The sequence below is a fragment of the Streptomyces phaeolivaceus genome (assembly GCF_009184865.1).
Classification (GTDB): Bacteria; Actinomycetota; Actinomycetes; order Streptomycetales; family Streptomycetaceae; genus Streptomyces; species Streptomyces phaeolivaceus.
In genome coordinates, this window is record NZ_CP045096.1 from 6948197 (window position 1) to 6964986 (window position 16790).

Here is a 16790-nt window from a genome sequence, read left to right on the forward strand (position 1 = left end):
CCCGATCGAGGTTGTTCGGCTCATGCTGCATCACTCCAGGGGCCGACCCCCGGACCCCCAGCAGAAGAGCAGGCCCGCTCCACTGCCCGGCACTTCCCCACGAGGTGAGAAGTAGTGAACTCACGCCAGCGCCGCGGCGTCATCCTGCTGGTCCTGTCGGCCCTGTGCGCCCTGGCCGCCTTCGCCGGAGTGCTCTCGGTGATCCGGGACGTGAACTCGAAGGTCGGCCCCGAGGTGACGGCGTACCGGCTGAAGAGCGACATCGCGCCCTACAAGGAGCTGTCGGCGGGCCAGTTCGAGAAGATCACGATGCCCGAGCGATGGCTGTCCGCCACGGCGGTCACCGATCTGGCCCAGATCCGCGGAAAGATCGCCGTCACCCAGCTGGAGAAGGGCTCCCTGCTCCAGTCCGACATGATCGTCGACCGGCCCGAACTCGACCCCGGGCAGCAGGAGATCGCGATCCTGATCGACGCGTCCACCGGTGTGGCGGGCAAGATCAACCCGGGTTCGCGGGTCAACATCTACGCCACCTTCGAGGAGAAGGACAGCGACTCCGGCAAGGACACGTCCAAGCTGATGGTCGCCGACGCCCGCGTCATCGACGTCGGCAAGCTGACCCCCCTCGAATCGGGCCAGTCCAGCAGCGACCGCCGGCGCACGGCCACCGAGGCGGTCCCGATCACCTTCGCGCTCGACACCGCCGACGCCCAGCGCGTGGCGTTCGCCGAGTCGTTCGCCGAGCACGTCCGTCTCGCCCTCGTAGGGGGCGGCGAGGCCACCGTCGTCGTACCGGACGACCGTTCGTACACCCTCGACGAGGACAAGTAGGAGGCCCCGCGATGAGGTCGGTCCGGAACGTCCGCACGAGGGCCCCCCGAACGAAATTGCGTCGAACGCCGCTACGCCTGGGCGTGCGGAGGACGGGCATGCTCAGGGAGACGACCCGACGAACGAACGCGCCGCGCGCATCCCACATGTGTGAACGCCCGAACGCACCCCACCCACCCACGCACGCCGGAACGAGCACCACCGCACTCCACCCATCCGCGCCCGGCGGAACGCGCACCACCGCACTCCACCCATCCGCGCCCGGCGGAACGAGCACCACCGCACTCCACCCATCCGCGCCCGGCGGAACGCGCACCACCGCACTCCACCCATCCGCGCCCGGCGGAACGAGCACCACCGCACCCCACCCACCCACGCACGCCGGAACGAGCACCACCGCACTCCACCCATCCGCGCCCGGCGGAACGCGCACCACCGTGCCGCGAGCATCCGCGACCGGCGCAACGGGGAGGACCCACCGATGACCATCCGCATCCTCCCCGCCGCCGGGGACGTCGACTCGGCCCGAGCCCTCACCACCCTGCTCGGTCAGCTGGCCGACGCGGAACCGGCACCCCCCGTCTCCGACTCCACCGCCCTCCTGGACACCCTGGCGCGGCTGGCCGCAGACTCCCTGGAGGAACTCCCGGAAGTCGTCCTCGTCCACGAACGGATCGGCCCGGTACCGGCGTTGGACCTGGTCCGCGACCTCGTGCTGCGCTTCCCGGCGGTCGGCGTCGTCCTCGTCACCTCCGACACCAGCACCGGCGTCCTCACCGCCGCCATGGACTCCGGCGCCCGGGGCATCGTCAACCTCCCCCTCGCCTACGAGGCCCTCGCCGAACGCGTCCAGGCCGCCGCCGCCTGGTCGGCGGGCATGCGCCGCCACCTCGGCAGCGGCACACCCGAGCTGTACACGGGCCCCGGCGGCACCGTCGTCTCGGTCAGCGGCGCCAAGGGCGGCGTCGGCGCCACGGTCACCGCCGTCCAACTCGCCCTCGCGGCCCGCGCGTCCGGCCGTACGGTGGCCCTCCTCGACCTCGACCTCCAGTCCGGGGACGTCGCCTCGTACCTGGACGTACAGTTCCGCCGCTCGGTCGCCGACCTGGCCGGCATCACGGACATCAACCCCCGCGTCCTCCAGGAGGCGGTCTACACCCACGACACCGGTATCGCCCTGCTCCTGGCCCCCGCCGAGGGCGAACGCGGCGAGGAGGTGACGGACCGCGTGGCCCGCCAGGTGGTGGCGACCCTCCGCTCCCGGCACGACGTCGTGATCGTCGACTGCGGCTCCCAGATGAACGCGGCCACGGCGGCGGCCGTCGAGATGGCCGACCACGCCCTGCTCCTCGTCACCCCGGACGTGGTCGCGATCCGCGCCGCCAAACGCATGGTCCGCCTCTGGGACCGCCTCCAGATCCGCAAGGCCGAGGAGACCGTGACGGTCGTCAACCGCCTGTCGCGCGGTACGGAGATCCAGCCGTCCCTGGTCGAGAAGATCACCGGCACGAAGGTGGCCCGCGCCGCCGTGCCCGCCGCCTTCAAGGAACTCCAGTCCGTGGTCGACGCGGGCCGCCTCCAGGACCTCGACGCCCGCTCGGTCGTCAAACAGGCCCTGTGGGCACTGGCGGGCGAACTCGAACTGGTCGCGGAACACCACCACTCCGGCGGCCGACGCCGCAGGTCCTCCACCGACCGAGGCGCCCTCGTCCTCCGCCGCAAGGGCGGCGACCGGGGCTCGGCGACCCTCGAATTCGCCGGAATGTTCCCCCTGATCCTGATCACCATGGCCATCCTCTGGCAGGCCGCCCTCTACGGCTACACCTACTCCCTCGCGGGCAACGCCGCCGACGAGGCCGCCCGCGCCGCCACCGCCGCGTACGCCGTGGACGGCGACATAGCCGCCGCCTGCGAAGCCGCCGGCACCCAGAACCTCCCCGGCGCATGGAACGACACCGCCATCGACTGCGCCCCCTCCGGCCCCGTCATGCGAGCCGAGGTCCAGGCCAACGTCCCCCTCTTCTTCCCGGGCTTCGACGCCGGCTGGACCGTCAACGGCGAGGCCGGAGCGGCCCTGGAGGGCGACACCCCATGACAACCACGAACCCCACGCCCCACCCCCAACACCGAACCGAAGGCGAACCAGCGGCCGACCCCGTACCCGCACCCCAACGACGGGCGTACCGGGCACGCACCGACGGCGAACCCGCGCCCGGGGCCGTGACGGCCCCCCGACGGCGGGTCAGGGGCGTACGGCGAGAAGGGGGCGTGTCGGGGGGTGTCCGCCCGCAGCGGTCGGCACGTCAACCCGCCCAACCTCCCAGCCGACCGATTCCGCGCCGTTCCGAGGACGGACACCCGCCGACACGCCCCCGACCCACCCACCGAACAGGCGCCCCACCCCCGACCCACCGAACAGGCGCCCCACCCCCCACCACCGGAAGCCGCACCCGCACCCCCACCACCGGAAGCCGCACCCACCACCCCCGCTGGAACGACCGAGGCTCCTCCATCCTGGAGTTCGCCGGCTTCCTCCCGATCCTTCTCCTCGTAGGCATGGCCGCGATCCAACTGGGCCTCATCGGCTACGGCATCAGCCAGGCAGGCTCGGCCGCCCGGGCCGCCGCCCGCGCCGAGTCACTGGAGACCGGCACAGGCGCAGCCGCAGGCGTCGCCGCGGCGAGCGACTGGCTGAACCCGACCCCCCAGGTCGGCCCCGGCACCGACACCACCACAGCCACGGTCACGGTCACCGTCCCCTCCGTAGTCCCCCTCTTCGACCCGGTCACGGTCGAACGCACAGCCACCATGCCCAACGACACGGACAACTGACCCCCGAGAGGAGCTGACCAGAGGATGAGCCTGCGATCCCGTATCGCCGCCCCCGACGAGGGAGGAGCCGGACGAGAGGACGGACACCTCGTGGCCGTCTACCGCGCCAAGCTCCTCGAAGAGATCGACCTGGCCGAGATGTCGGCCCTCACCGCCGCCGACCGCCGCGCCCGCCTGGAACGCGTACTCGGCCACATCATCAGCCGAGAGGGCCCGGTCCTCTCCTCCGCCGAGCGCTCCCAACTGATCCGCAGGGTCGTCGACGAGGCCCTCGGCCTGGGCGTCCTCGAACCCCTCCTCGCCGACGCGTCCGTCACCGAGATCATGGTCAACGGCCCGGACGCGATCTTCGTGGAACGAGCCGGCCGAGTAGAACAACTCCCCCTCCGCTTCGCCTCGACCGACCAGCTCATGCAGACCATCGAACGCATCGTCTCCACGGTCAACCGCCGCGTGGACGAGTCGAACCCGATGGTCGACGCCCGCCTCCCCACCGGCGAACGCGTGAACGTGATCATCCCCCCGCTCGCCCTCACCGGCCCCACCCTCACGATCCGCCGCTTCCCCCGCGCGTACACCCTCCCCGAACTCATCGACCTGGGCTCCCTCGACGAGCAGATGCTGATGCTGCTCGCCGCCTTCGTCCGGGCCCGCTTCAACGTGATCGTCAGCGGCGGTACGGGCACCGGCAAGACAACCCTCCTCAACGCGCTCTCCGGCCTGATCCCACCCCGCGAACGCATCATCACCATCGAGGACTCCGCGGAACTCCAGCTCCAGCAGGAACACGTCATCCGCCTGGAGTCGAGGCCCCCCAACATCGAGGGCAAGGGCCAGATCACCATCCGCGACCTGGTCCGCAACTCCCTCCGCATGCGCCCCGACCGCATCATCGTCGGCGAGGTCCGCGGCGGCGAGACCCTCGACATGCTCCAGGCGATGTCGACGGGCCACGACGGCTCCCTCGCCACGGTCCACGCCAACTCCGCCGAGGACGCCCTGATGCGGCTGCAGACCCTGGGCTCGATGTCCGAGGTCCTCATCCCCTTCGAGGCGCTCAAGGACCAGATCAACTCGGCGGTGGACGTGGTCGTCCAGCTCACCCGCTTCGCGGACGGCTCCCGCAAGGTCACCGAGATCGCCCTGCTCGTCTCGCACGGCCGCGAACAGTTCCGTATCGCCACGGTATCCCGCTACGCCCCGGACCCGCTGGGCGCGGACCGGGTCGTCCACGGCCGTTTCGAACACCTGCCGATACCCCGCCCGATCGCGGAGAAGCTGTACGTGGCCAACGAGCCGCTGCCTCCCGCGTACGGCGTGGCCGAGGCCATCGACCCGCTCAACACCCGCCAGGCCATCGGTTAGCCCCGAGGAGGTAGGACGATGACAACCCTGTCGACCGTGTCGACCCAGGCGGCGCAGGCCTCCGTGGACCTGGACAACACCACCCTGCTGGCCCTCGGCGCCACGATCCTCTGCGGCACCCTCGCCGTCGCGGGCGCGCACGCGTACGCCTCGGGCCGTGCCCAGCGCCAGGCCCTGGTCGACCGTCTCGCCGGCCACCAGGGCGGCCCGCTCCGCACGGCGGCGGGCCGCGTACGCCGCTTCACGGCCGTGGACCGCCGCCTGCGCCGCACCCGCCTCGGCCGCGCGATCCACCTCCGCCTGACCACGACGGGACTCGACCTGACGGCGGGCGAGTTCGCGACGTACGTCACCATGGCGGTCGTGGCGCTGTGGCTGATCGCGGCGACCACCCTGGCCCCGTTCTTCGGCCCGATCGCTGCGGCCGTGGGCGTCTGGGCGGCGGCCATCTTCCTCAACTGGCAGCGCCAGAAACGCATCGAGGCCTTCATCAACCAACTCCCCGACGTGGCCCGCCTCCTGGCCAACGCCACGGCGGCGGGCCTCGCGCTCCGTACGGCACTGGCGATGGCGGCGGAGGAACTGGAGGCCCCGGCGGGCGAGGAACTGGCCCGGGTCGCCGACCAGTTGGCGCTCGGCCGCTCGGTCGACGACGCCCTCGGCGAACTCGCGGAACGCCTCCCGTCCCGCGAACTGATCGTCCTCGTCACCACCCTCGTACTGTCCAACAAGGCGGGCGGCTCGGTGGTCAGCTCCCTCCGCAACCTCACGCAGACCCTGGAGGACCGGAAGGAGACCCGGCGCGAGGTCCGCACGATGCTCTCCGAGGTCAACGCGACGGCGTTCACCGTCCCCCTCCTCGGCCTCGGCTCCCTCCTCCTGATCAACTCCTCGAACGACGGCGCCCTGGCCCGGGTGACCGGCTCCCCGCTGGGCCAGGCCCTGGTCCTGATCTCGATCGGCCTGTACACGGTCGGCTTTTTCGTCATCCGCCGCCTCGGCAAGATCGAAGTATGAGAAGGGGCCCGTGACCGACATGACGACATCGACGCTCCCCCTTCTCCTGGCCCTCCTGACGGCCGTCTCCGTCGTGGGCGTCCTCATCGGCATCCGTATGATCCGCGCCGACGCGAAACTCCCCAGCGATTTGGCGCTCGCCCTGGAGGTGGGCGCCACCCGCGTCTCGAAGACCGGCTCGGCGGTCGACCGCCTGGGTATGCGCTTCGCGCCGCTCGTCCTGCGTCTGATGGGCCCCCGCCGGGTCGAGGCGAAACGCCGCCGCATCGACATGGCGGGCAACCCCGGCGGCCTCACCCTCAACCGCTACGCCGCCCGCCGGGCCGTCTACGGCTTCTTCGGCGCGTTCATGGGCCTGGTCTTCCTCACCAGCGACCGCCCGCTCTTCGCCGCGTTCACCTTCGCCTTCGGTCTGCTCGCCGCCGACGCGGCGATCTGGCAGGCCGTCCGCGACCGCAAGGACGTCATCGACCGCACGCTGCCGGACTTCCTGGACGTCCTTGCCGTGGTCGTCTCGGCGGGCCTCGGCTTCCGCCAGGCCCTGGACCGGGTCGCCGAGAAGTACGAGGGTCCCTGGGCGGACGAACTCCGTATCACCCTCCGCCAGATGGACATGGGCGTGAGCCGCCGCCAGGCCTTCGACGAACTCCGCAGACGCAACACGTCCGAACAGGTGGCCCAGTTCGTCTCGGCGCTCCAACAGGGCGAGGAACTGGGTTCCCCCATCGCGGAGACCCTGATCCAACTCGCCGCAGACATGCGCCGCACCGACGCCCAGAACGCCCGCCGCCGAGCCGCCCGTACGATCCCCAAGGCGACCCTGGTCACCCTGATCTTCATGCTCCCCGCCACGATGATCCTCATCGCGACAGGCATGTTCCTGGGCTCAGGCACCAACTTCGGCGACATCCTGGGCCGCTGATGAAACCCCGACGACCCCGCCACACCCCACCCCGGGCAATGGTGCCACCGAGCCGCTTCCCCACCCCCGACACAAGCACCCACCCCCACCACCCGACCCCCACGACCGGCTACCTCCAGGACGACGCCACACCCCCCGCCACCCTCCGCCTCCAGCTCAACGCCCTCCAGTCCCTGGCCCGCCAGACCTTCGCCGTCCGCCTGGTCGCCCTCACCATCGGCACCCCCTTCGCGATGGCCAACACCACGGACGGCCCCCAGAGCCACGCCGTACTGATCGCCGCGGTCCTCGGCATCACCGTCTCGTACGCCATGCTCAGGGACTGGCCCCGCTTCGCCCCCCGCCTCCTCACCCACCCCACCCTCATGGCCCTGGACCTCCTCTTCGGCGCGGTCCTCCTCCTCACCGCCACCCCCGCCTCCCCCCTCGCCTACGCCACGGTCTGCACCCCCCTCCTCTCCGGCCTCCTCTACGGCTGGCGCGGCGCCGGCGTCCTCACCGGCCTCCAACTGGCCGTCCTGCTCACCGTCCACCGCGCCTGGGAACACCGCCCCGGCGCAGGCGCCGGCACCCTCCTCGTCGCCGGCTTCTGCGTCGCCGCCGGCATCATCGGCGTAACCCTCCGCAACCTGATGTTCCGCTTCGGCACGGCCACCCAGGCCCTCTCCGAAGCCACGTCCCGCCTAGCCGTCGCGGAGGCCGTGGAGTCGGAACGCGCCCGCCTCGCCCGCGAACTCCACGACTCGGTGGCCAAGACCCTCCACGGCCTCGCCCTCGCCGCGGACGCCCTGGCGACGACGGCGGACCACCCCACCCCCGACCCCACCCACCTCAAACAACAGGCCACCCTCGTGGCCTCCGCCGCCCGCCGAGCCGCCGCGGAATCCCGAGACCTGCTCACGGACCTACGCCGCCACACAGACCTCACCACACCGACACCCCCCACGGACCTGAAGTCCGAACTCGCCACCCGCGCAACGGACTTCGCATCGCGCACCACCCTCCCCACCCACTTCACCCACACCGGCGCGGACCCCCCACCCCTCCCGCCCGACACGACCCACCACCTCCTGGCCATCACATCGGAGGCCCTGGAGAACATCCACCGCCACGCACAGGCGACCAAGGCGGAGGTGTCCCTGAGCATCACCCCGGACACCCTCCACCTCACGATCAAGGACGACGGCGTGGGCCTCCCGCCCACCCTCACCCTCGAATCCCTCGAAGAAGCGCAACGATCCGGCCACTTCGGCCTCCTGGGCATGAGGGAACGCGCGGCCCGCACAGGAGCCCGCCTGCACCTGACGGCACCCCCCAAAGGCACGCAGGTAACCCTGACCCTCCCCCTCCCCCTCCCACACTCCCTCCCCGAATCCCCCCGACAGGAGGCCGCACATGCCTGACCGGCCCCTTCGCGTACTCGTCGCGGACGACAACCCGGTGGTCCGCGCCGGCCTCACCGCCCTCCTGGACACCCACCCCGACATCACGGTGGTCGCCCAGGCCACCAACGGTGAGGAGGCGGTGGACAGGGCCCGCCGCCACCGCCCGGACGTCGCCCTCCTGGACGTCCGCATGCCCGGCACGGACGGCCTCACCGCCCTCCCCGAACTGGCCGCGCTCTGCCCCGTGATGATGCTGACCTACAGCACGGAACCCGAGGTCGTGACGGAGGCGTTGCGCCGGGGCGCGACCGGCTACCTGGTCCACGGCGAGTTCACGGCCCCCGAACTGATCGAGGCGGTGAGGAACCTGAGGAAGGGCCACGGGCCCATCTCCCCGACTGTCTCGACTTCACTCGGCGTTTCCTACGAACCTTCACACGAAAGTCACGACCGTACTTCGCAGCTGCAACCATCTATGGCACAGTCGTCAAAGACCCGCCCCAGCTATGTGCCACGACTGCGCCGCCGCATCCTCAACCACGCCAACCGACCGTCCTTCGGCCTGAGTTCAAGGGAGGTGGAGGTGATGGACCTCATCGCGTCCGGCATGAACAACCGCCAGATCGCCGCCACCTGCTTCATCAGCGAGAAGACCGTCAAGAACCACATCAACCACATCTTCGCGAAACTGCACACCTCGACCCGCAGCGAAGCCATCGCCCACTGGCTGGGCACGACCCCCGAGGGGTGGCCCCGATGACCCACCCCCCAACCGGAAGTTGGGCCCCCGGACCCACCCCCCGTACGTGCCGACTCACGTACGGTGATCCGGTTGGTGTCGGCATCGCGCGGGAAGGCAACCGCCATGAAGGTGAAGCACCGTTTCAAGACCTGGAGGACCACGGTCGTCTCCCGCATGCGGGGGAAGGACCGGGACGCGGGCGCGGGGTTCGTGGAGTACGCGGGCATCATGATCATCGTCGCGGGCATCTTCGTGATGATCGACGGGCTGGGGTTGGACGGGTTGATCTCCCAAGCCATCCTCAACGCGGTGAAGAGCGTCATCGGCTGATCCGTGAGCGACTGGCCGACGACCGAGGCTCGACCCTCCCCCTCCACATCTGGCTGACAGCGATCCTGCTTTTCACGGCATTGGCCTTCTTCGTGTTCGCTCAGGCCGCATCCGCCCGCAACGGTGCCCAGTCCGCGGCGGACGCAGCGGCGTTGGCGGCGGCTCAGAAAGCACGGGACGACCTGCTGTTGGACCTCGGGGACGCCATCGAGGCAGGCAACGGCGACTGGTTGGACTGGCTCGATCTGCCGCCAGGAGGAATTCCTGTGGAGGGGGCCGACGCTGCGGCCGCGGAACTGGCGGCCCAGAACAACTCGACCGTCCAGGGCGGTGCTCAGCTCACCGAGGTGAACGGAGCCCCGGGCTTCCAGGTCGACGTGGTGACGGACTACACCGTCGGCGATTCGATCATCCCCGGCACCGAGGACATGACGGCCACGGCTCAGGCAGTTGCCATCATCCAGCCGCGCTGCGACTTCGACGTCAACACCAACCCCATGGATCCCGTCACCCTGGACTGCGACGGCGTGCCCGTGGACATCGACCCCGGAAATTTCAATCCGGCCGACCTTCCCGACGCGTCCGTGATGTTCTCTGTGTATCTGGCCGAGTGAGAGGAAGCCGTACCGATGAACCTTCGGCACACCATGAAGGGCCGCAGGACAGCGGTGGCGATCGCGACCGGTCTGGTCCTCACGGTGGCCGGTTGCGGCGGGGGAGGAAGCGACGACAAGGCGTCCGACAACGGCTCAACGTCGTCCCCGTCCACCAAGGGAGACGGCAACGCGGACGAGCAGGAGTCGCAAACGCCCACCACCGCCTCGGTCTTGGCGGAGGTGAAGGGGGAGAACGGGGTCACACTCACGGTGACGTCCGCCCAGCGGGACGCGGGAGGCTTCGTCACCGTCGAGGGAACCGTCGTCAACAACACCGGCGAGGCCTGGGTGCCGGCGAATTGGCTGGGCGATGAGAGGGAACTGGCCAAGAACGGGGCGTCAATCGCCGGTGCCAACCTCGTCGACCAGGCGGGCAAGAAGAAGTACCTCGTTCTGCGGGATACCTCGGGCCGATGCCTCTGCACACAGTTCACCGGCGGCGTCGACGAGGGCGCAACGGCCCAATGGTTCGCCCAATTCCCCGCCCCCCCCGATTCCACCACCTCCGTGGACTTCCAGGTCGGCTCCATGCCCCCCGCCACGATCGAACTCTCCGAGGACGAGTGACCATGGCTGCCCTGACCTCACGAGCCGTCACGAAGGGCGGGGCCACGCTGGGCGTGGCCATGGCCGTACTGGCCACCCTCACCCTCGTCACCCCGCCCGCCCTCGCCGCGGACGACCCGAGCGAACCCCCGGGCACCGTCACCACCTCCCCACCCCCGGAGGTCGACGCCAACAGCCCCGGCCTGAAGCTCGCCCAGGGAGCCACGCTCGCCCCCGCCAAGGTCCTGGACATCAAGTCGGTCGTGGAGGACCTCGGCGGCGAGGAACGCCGCGAGGACACCAACGAGAACGTGACGTTCGCCCTCCAGGCGGAGGTCCTCTTCCCGAAGAACAGCTCGAAACTCAACCCCCAGGCCCGCTCCCGCATCCAGACCATCGCGGAGGAGATCAAGAAGCAGAGCGCGGGCACGGTCCGCGTCTTCGGCTTCACGGACAACCTCGGCTCCTACGCCCACGGCCTGACCCTCTCCAAGCAGCGCGCGGAGGCCGTCCACGACCTCCTCGCCGGCGACCTGGGCGGCAACGTCACCTTCGAGGTCCGCGGCTACAGCGAGGACTACCCGATCGCCGACAACTCCACGGAAGAGGGCCGCAAGAAGAACCGCCGAGTCGAGGTCTCCTTCCCCAGGACGGGCTCGGCGGGGGAAGGCACGACCTGACAGGGCCCGGTCGATCAGCCGTCCATCCCGGCGTCGGCGCCCGGTTCGGGCTCCTGCGGGTACGCGACGAAGGTGCCCTTGGCGGGGAGCGTGACGACGAGGTCGCGTTCGCGTAGTTCGCGGATGGCGCGGCGGGCGGTCAGATAGGCGACGCCGTACTCGGCGCCGAGATCGCGTTCACCGGGGAGCCGAGCTCCAGGACGCAGCGCACCCGATGCGATCTGCGCTGCGATGTGGTCGGCCACCTGCATATATACGTAGGCGATCTTGGTTGGGTCGATCGGTGAGTCTCCCGGGTCTGCTGCCATGGCCACCACCGTAAAACAGCCCTGAGCTGCACTGATGGGCGCATAGCTACATACTGCTATGCACTGACATGCGTAGCAATGTAGGCTGATCGCGTCAAAGACCCCGGCGACGAGGCAACGTCCCGGGGCATGGCCAACGCCGCTAAGGAGCGTCAGCGTGCTGAACCTTACCGTCCGTGCCCTCGCGTGGGTGCTGAGCATCCTCCTGTCGACCCCACCCGGCCGTCACCGCGCGGTCACCCCGAGCGCACTCCATCGCCTACCTCCCACGGCCCCTGTGGCACTCGCCTTCACCGGCCTGCCCAACCCGATCGACCTGATCGACGGCAGCGCGTCCCCCCTCGTCCGCCCCTACCTCCTCACCCCGGACGAGCGACGCCGCCAACGCGAACGCCGTCGTGCCCTCTACCTGGCCACGCTCGGCATCGACACCGACCCGGACCACATCCACGGCATCCGAGTAGGGGCGGCCCGATGACGCAGGACGGCCACCACCCCGCTCCCCCCACCCGCCGTATCCCGGTCCGCATGTGCGTGCACTGCCGACAGATGACGAGCGCTCCGGTGGTGGTCCACGAGGAACACGCCGCCACGGGCCCGGGCTTCACCGTCTACGCGTGCCCGGAATGCGCGGCGCACTATCCGCCACCGTCCGACGCGTTGGAGTTCCTGGACTCGGCCCGGAAGCCGTCCGAAATGACCCTCCGGGTCTACCGGGTCCCACCGGACGGCCGAACCGACCAGAGCCGTGCCGAACCGGACGCTGATCCACCCCGTCGCCGACAGCCCTGACGGCAGTCGGCCCGCACGGCCAGGACTCCCGCCTGTCCCGTTCACATGTGAACGGGACAAGCCTGGTGTGCCCCGACCCTCCCTTGCGGTGAGTGTCCGTCGCGCGGCTCTGTGGCATTCAGTAATTCCGCTACCTTCATCCCTCGGGAGCGTCGAGCGCGGCAATTTCTGTTGTGGTCGGCTCTGGTATTTCGGCCAACTCCCACTCAACAGTACTGAGATCTACTCCAAATCGGTTATTCTCTTCCAGGAACACATCCTCCCGGAAGACAAGGAGAGACTTGGGTTCGTTCCCGGCGCCCTTCGCTTCCTGCCATATCATTTTCGCAGGATGGTTGCGAAATTCCTTCAATTCCTTGTCGCGTAGCTCGTCCGCTGGCATCAGTGAGATGCTGATTGCTGCGGAGATGAGATTGCTCATTTCGGCACTACTGTAACTGCGGTTGCAGAGGAGTCCCGCTGCCCGCTTCCGTCCCGGATGGATCGAATCCCAGACCGAGCGGGCGTTCCTCCGTCCCTGGCCCGGCGGGTTTCCTCCAAAGCCAGTCATCATGGTGTTCCAGAGGACAGGGCTATTGCTACGTAGAAGGGCCCGCTCTCCCAGAACGATCCAGATATCATCGAGGGTTAGATATCTGACATCGAAATGCGAGGCGTCGATATTACCTGCCTCGTTGATGCTTCTTCGATGATCTTTTATTCGGCTGAAAAGTTTGGGTTCGGTCAGATTCGGCGGATCTCCGTAATTGCTGTCGCCGGCCGAAGCCTTCCCCACGTAGATGGGCACATCGGAACCCTTCAATCCGTGATAGATGTCGAGATCGCCCTTGTAGTAAAGCGCATATAGCCCTGCGCCCGGAAATGTCTGGACCTTGTCCAAGGGTGTGCGCGGGCGTCTGTTCATCTCCTCTCGAAGATTGCGGCTGAGCAAGTCAATACCCAGCGGGTTGAATTGCAGAGGCGTCGCGCCATCGGGGCTGGGAATCATGCGGGAGATTTTACCCGCTGACTCAGCCCGCAAAGTGCTGCCAGGCTTGGGTGCTTGCGCATCGCAAATGAGATGCGCCATTCGTCCATGCTGAAAAAGTTATGTTTCGCTTGATCCCGTTTTGTCAACCAGTGTCCGTACAGCGCTGATGACTTGCGCGGCTGCCGCGTCGGGATCCTCGTGCTCCCAGACGCGCACGACCGTCCAGCCGGCTTCTCGGAGGAGGCGGTCCGTCTCCGCGTCCCTGGCCTGGTTGCCCTCGATCTTGTCGCGCCAGAACTCGGCGTTCTTGCGTGACTCCCGAAGGTGCTCGGGGCATCCGTGCCAGTAGCAGCCATCGACGAAGACCGCGACCTTCGACTTGGGGAAAAGCACATCGGCGGTTCGTCGCAGTTCGGGTAGTGGCCGCGCCGCCACGCGGTAGCGAAGACCCTGCTTATGCAGTAGGGACCGGAGCCGCAGCTCGGGCCGGGTGTCCCTGTTCCGATTGGCTCGCATCGCGGCGCGTACCGCCGGGGAGGAAGCCCACGAGCCTTCCGCCGGTGGCTCTTCTGTGAGAAGTCCCTTCTCCCAGGCCATTTTCCAGCCCTCCGCGAGATTCGCGGCCCGGTTCGCGTGCTCGACCTGTCCGAGGTACCGGGCAGGGGACTTGCCGCCGTCGGACCAGCGTAGGTACGCGCGAATGCGTCGAGTGTCAGGTAGCACCTTCAGTTCCACCGAGGCTCTGGCGAATCTCCCCCCGCCAAGATCCACGGAACGCTTGTGGCGACCACCGGCTGCTCTGTCCTGTTCCGCCGCAGCGGTGCTCCGGCTCCTGCCAGGGCGTCCCTTCCATGCCCGATCCGGCGGCGCATCGTGCCTCCAACCGCTCTGCGTCCTATCGGAGTCGCTGGTCACTTCTGACGCTCCTCCGCCTCGTCCAGGACGGCCGCGACAGCTTTGGCGAAGACCTCACCAAGGGCGACGGGTACGGCGTTGCCGAGCTGGCGCATCTTCTCTCCTCGTGGGCCCCTGAGTTCCCACGTGTCAGGGAAGGTCATCACACGGGCGGTCTCGCGGACTGTCATGTACCTGTGCTTGTACCGGACGCTTCCAGGGGTGGCCTCATCAGCTACCAACTCGTCGAGGAGCATGACCGACTCGCCGCCGGGCACGCCGTGTACGCCGGCCTTGACGGTCTTGGCCGGGCGATCAAGCTCATTGGGAGTGTGCCCGTCGTAAATGCGGGCTCCAGGCCAGCCGATGTGTTCCGTGAAGCCGCCTAGGAAGTGCTCGGTGCGATCCAACCACTCGTCTGGAACATCCGGCAGGGGCTTGTTGTCGCCGATACCGGCGATCGCGTCGCGCAGGGTGTACCAGGGGAGTAGCCCGTCGTCTATCGGCATGGTCTTCGGGAGACGGGCGATGACGCGCTCCCTCACATGGTCTGGGACGCTGGGGTAGCGCTTCCAGTAGTCCCCGTCCTCCTCCATGGAACGGAGAAGGGCCGTCTCGGAGTGCGTCCTCTTCACGAGCCCCTTGAACAACTCGCGATCGACATTCAGGTCGCGACGGAACGCGACGATGATCACGCGGTGGCGGATCTGGGGCACCCCGTAGTCGGCGGCGTTCACCGGCATCATGACGATGTCGTACCGCTTCTTGGGGTCGTCCGGCTCTTCCTCGCGCCGCTCCAGCAGGGACTCGTAGTGCTGCTCCCAGTTGGTGTCTTCGGCTCGCTCCTCGAAGGGAAGTTCCAGTTCGCGCTGGATGTAGTCGAAGTAGCGCTTGAAAGAGGGCCTTAGCAAACCGCGCACGTTCTCGCAGATCACGGCCTTCGGCTGAATCTGACGGACAGCTCTGAACAGCTGCGGAAACATGTTCCGCTTGTCCTCGTCGCCCTTGGCGACACCGCCGAGACTGAAGGGCTGGCAAGGAGGGCCGCCAGCGAGTACGTCGACCTGGCCCGCCAGGTATCCCATGTCGAGGTTCTGGACATCGCCCGCGATGAGCGGCACTCTCTCGCCGGGCCCGGGGGCGCTGGTCGGCCTCTGGTCGTCGGGGAGTCGCCGCGCCACGTTGGCTTCCAGGGTCTCGCAGGCTCGCTTGGCGAACTCGTTGAAGAGCAAGGGACGGAACCCGGCGCGATGGACGGCCATGGCCAGGCCGCCAGCGCCAGCGAAGAGCTCGACACCCGTGCGGTCCTTCTTTGATCCTTCGTGCAGTTCAGCCATTTCGAAAGCATACCGCGGAGTTGTCGATCTTCAAGCCACTTCGAGCTGACGGTTCGGCCGCGTGCACAAGTCACCGATAGGGTTTCCGGGATCATGTCGACCAAGGGAGAGGGACGGATGGCGCCGGTGGTGGATTCCGACGACGAGACGCAGTACCACAAGGACTTCACTCTGAGCATCACCAAGGCGCTCGGTGACCAGCTGGCCGCCGCACTTGAGGGCCTGGACAGGGCTCCCCTCATAGAGGAAAGCATCGCGCGGCTCAAGGAGAAGCCCGGGGTCTACCAGCTCTACCTGAACGGCGCGTTCGTCTACGTCGGCAAGGCCGACAAGTCTCTGCCCGCTCGCCTTCGCCATCACCTCCGCAAGATCTCCGGGCGTCGCAACATCTCTCTGGCGGAGATGTCCTTCTCGTGCCTGTACGTGGCGGAGGACTTTTCCGCCCTCGCCCCCGAACAATTGCTGATCAGCCATCACAAGGGCATGGGCAACATCCCATGGAACAACAACGGCTTCGGGAACAAGGACCCTGGCCGTCAGCGGGACAGCACGGTCCTGAAGCAGAACCACTTCGACGTCGCTTTCCCCATCGACCTGGACCGACCGATCGAGGGACTGAGGGCGGGCGAGATGACGCTGCACGCACTCCTGGAGACGATCAAGGGCGGGCTCCCGTACAACTTCCGATACGGGAAGACGGCGGATTTCACGACCCGGCGTGTCCACGTTCCGGCAGCGGGAATGACGGCCGACGAGGTCTTCCAGCTCGTATCCGCCGAGATAACGGACAAGTGGCAGGTAGTCGCCCTCATGGGCTACGTGATCATGTACGACGACAGGCCCGACACGTATCGGAGCGCGTGGCGGTACTACCGAGACGGGCAGCGCGTCAGTGCCGTTCCTGAGTCGGAGCCAGTGGGGGAAATCGAAGCCGATCCATCGAGACTGGATGATCGAGCGGATGGGATTGAGGTCGGAACATTTGATGACACACTGACCGAATGATCAGGGAACCAGCAGAGGCCACCCTCTCCGGAGTCGGCACCGTCCAGATCCCTTTGGGGGTACTCGCGGAGGCTGGGCTGTCACCAGGGGCCGCCGTCGTCGTGTACAGCGATGGGGACGGCCGAATCATCGTGCGTCGAAAGAGCGACACGATCCGTGAACTCTTGGAGACTGGCAC

The 16790-nt window shown here is 68.2% G+C and carries 19 protein-coding genes; 15 read left to right on the top strand and 4 right to left on the bottom strand.

Translation table 11 applies throughout. The annotated features are described in order from the left end of the window. Nucleotides 1-114: 114 nt before the first annotated feature. The 12 genes from cpaB (at nt 115) to F9278_RS32285 (ending at nt 11306) form a co-directional block, all read left to right on the top strand. The gene (cpaB, locus tag F9278_RS32230) at nt 115-831 is read left to right on the top strand and encodes a Flp pilus assembly protein CpaB (RefSeq protein ID WP_152171435.1); all 717 of its coding nucleotides are present in this window, start codon (nt 115-117) and stop codon (nt 829-831) included. Between the two features lie 481 nt (nt 832-1312). Then, nucleotides 1313-2926, top strand: coding sequence for an AAA family ATPase (locus F9278_RS32235; protein ID WP_152171436.1), 1614 nt, complete (start codon nt 1313-1315; stop codon nt 2924-2926). Between the two features lie 419 nt (nt 2927-3345). Further along, on the top strand, nt 3346-3663 hold the full coding sequence (locus F9278_RS32240; protein ID WP_319023148.1) for a TadE/TadG family type IV pilus assembly protein: 318 nt from the start codon (nt 3346-3348) through the stop codon (nt 3661-3663). Between the two features lie 24 nt (nt 3664-3687). Further along, nucleotides 3688-5028, top strand: coding sequence for a CpaF family protein (locus F9278_RS32245; RefSeq protein WP_152171437.1), 1341 nt, complete (start codon nt 3688-3690; stop codon nt 5026-5028). 18 nt (nt 5029-5046) lie between these two features. Next, nucleotides 5047-6045, top strand: coding sequence for a type II secretion system F family protein (locus F9278_RS32250; protein ID WP_152171438.1), 999 nt, complete (start codon nt 5047-5049; stop codon nt 6043-6045). Nucleotides 6046-6064: 19 nt separating this feature from the next. Beyond that, nucleotides 6065-6967 carry a DUF5936 domain-containing protein gene (locus F9278_RS32255; protein WP_152171439.1) on the top strand — a complete coding sequence of 301 codons (903 nt, stop codon included), beginning with the start codon at nt 6065-6067 and terminating at the stop codon, nt 6965-6967. A gap of 38 nt (nt 6968-7005) precedes the next feature. Next, on the top strand, nt 7006-8370 hold the full coding sequence (locus F9278_RS32260) for a sensor histidine kinase (RefSeq protein ID WP_152171440.1): 1365 nt from the start codon (nt 7006-7008) through the stop codon (nt 8368-8370). Continuing rightward, nucleotides 8363-9112, top strand: a complete 750-nt coding sequence (locus F9278_RS32265) for a response regulator transcription factor (RefSeq protein ID WP_152171441.1) — start codon at nt 8363-8365, stop codon at nt 9110-9112. The genes F9278_RS32260 and F9278_RS32265 overlap by 8 nt, the downstream gene beginning before the upstream one ends. Nucleotides 9113-9217: 105 nt before the next feature. Next, the gene (locus tag F9278_RS32270) at nt 9218-9424 is read left to right on the top strand and encodes a hypothetical protein (protein ID WP_152174261.1); all 207 of its coding nucleotides are present in this window, start codon (nt 9218-9220) and stop codon (nt 9422-9424) included. 65 nt (nt 9425-9489) lie between these two features. Next, nucleotides 9490-10038, top strand: a complete 549-nt coding sequence (locus tag F9278_RS32275) for a pilus assembly protein TadG-related protein (RefSeq protein WP_226967348.1) — start codon at nt 9490-9492, stop codon at nt 10036-10038. A gap of 15 nt (nt 10039-10053) precedes the next feature. Beyond that, entirely contained in the window at nt 10054-10647 is a 594-nt protein-coding gene (locus F9278_RS32280) for a hypothetical protein (RefSeq protein ID WP_152171442.1), read from the top strand. Nucleotides 10648-10649: 2 nt separating this feature from the next. Further along, nucleotides 10650-11306, top strand: coding sequence for an OmpA family protein (locus F9278_RS32285; RefSeq protein ID WP_152171443.1), 657 nt, complete (start codon nt 10650-10652; stop codon nt 11304-11306). A 14-nt stretch (nt 11307-11320) separates the two neighbouring features. On the opposite strand, the gene F9278_RS32290 is transcribed toward F9278_RS32285, so the two are convergent. Then, entirely contained in the window at nt 11321-11614 is a 294-nt protein-coding gene (locus F9278_RS32290; protein WP_152171444.1) for a winged helix-turn-helix domain-containing protein, read from the bottom strand. Between the two features lie 157 nt (nt 11615-11771). Here F9278_RS32290 and F9278_RS32295 point away from each other — a divergent pair, with 157 nt between their 5' ends. Together F9278_RS32295 and F9278_RS32300 are read left to right on the top strand one after the other, a co-directional pair. Continuing rightward, complete coding sequence (locus F9278_RS32295; RefSeq protein WP_152171445.1) at nt 11772-12092, top strand: hypothetical protein; 321 nt, start codon at nt 11772-11774, stop codon at nt 12090-12092. Continuing rightward, complete coding sequence (locus F9278_RS32300) at nt 12089-12406, top strand: hypothetical protein (protein ID WP_152171446.1); 318 nt, start codon at nt 12089-12091, stop codon at nt 12404-12406. Before F9278_RS32295 ends, F9278_RS32300 begins: the two co-directional genes overlap by 4 nt. A 136-nt stretch (nt 12407-12542) precedes the next feature. Here F9278_RS32300 and F9278_RS32305 read toward each other — a convergent pair whose 3' ends face one another. The 3 genes from F9278_RS32305 to F9278_RS32320 form a co-directional block, all read right to left on the bottom strand. Continuing rightward, nucleotides 12543-13475, bottom strand: coding sequence for an Eco29kI family restriction endonuclease (locus F9278_RS32305; protein WP_152171447.1), 933 nt, complete (start codon nt 13473-13475; stop codon nt 12543-12545). 18 nt (nt 13476-13493) lie between these two features. Continuing rightward, nucleotides 13494-14111: a very short patch repair endonuclease gene (locus F9278_RS32315; RefSeq protein ID WP_226967056.1), complete on the bottom strand. Its 618-nt coding sequence runs from the start codon at nt 14109-14111 to the stop codon at nt 13494-13496. A gap of 176 nt (nt 14112-14287) precedes the next feature. Then, the gene (locus F9278_RS32320; RefSeq protein ID WP_152171448.1) at nt 14288-15607 is read right to left on the bottom strand and encodes a DNA cytosine methyltransferase; all 1320 of its coding nucleotides are present in this window, start codon (nt 15605-15607) and stop codon (nt 14288-14290) included. A gap of 93 nt (nt 15608-15700) precedes the next feature. Between F9278_RS32320 and F9278_RS32325 the strand changes: the two genes are divergently transcribed. Then, a complete protein-coding gene (locus tag F9278_RS32325; RefSeq protein WP_226967057.1) occupies nt 15701-16612 on the top strand; it encodes an Eco29kI family restriction endonuclease in 912 nt (303 codons plus the stop codon). Nucleotides 16613-16790 lie beyond the last annotated feature (178 nt).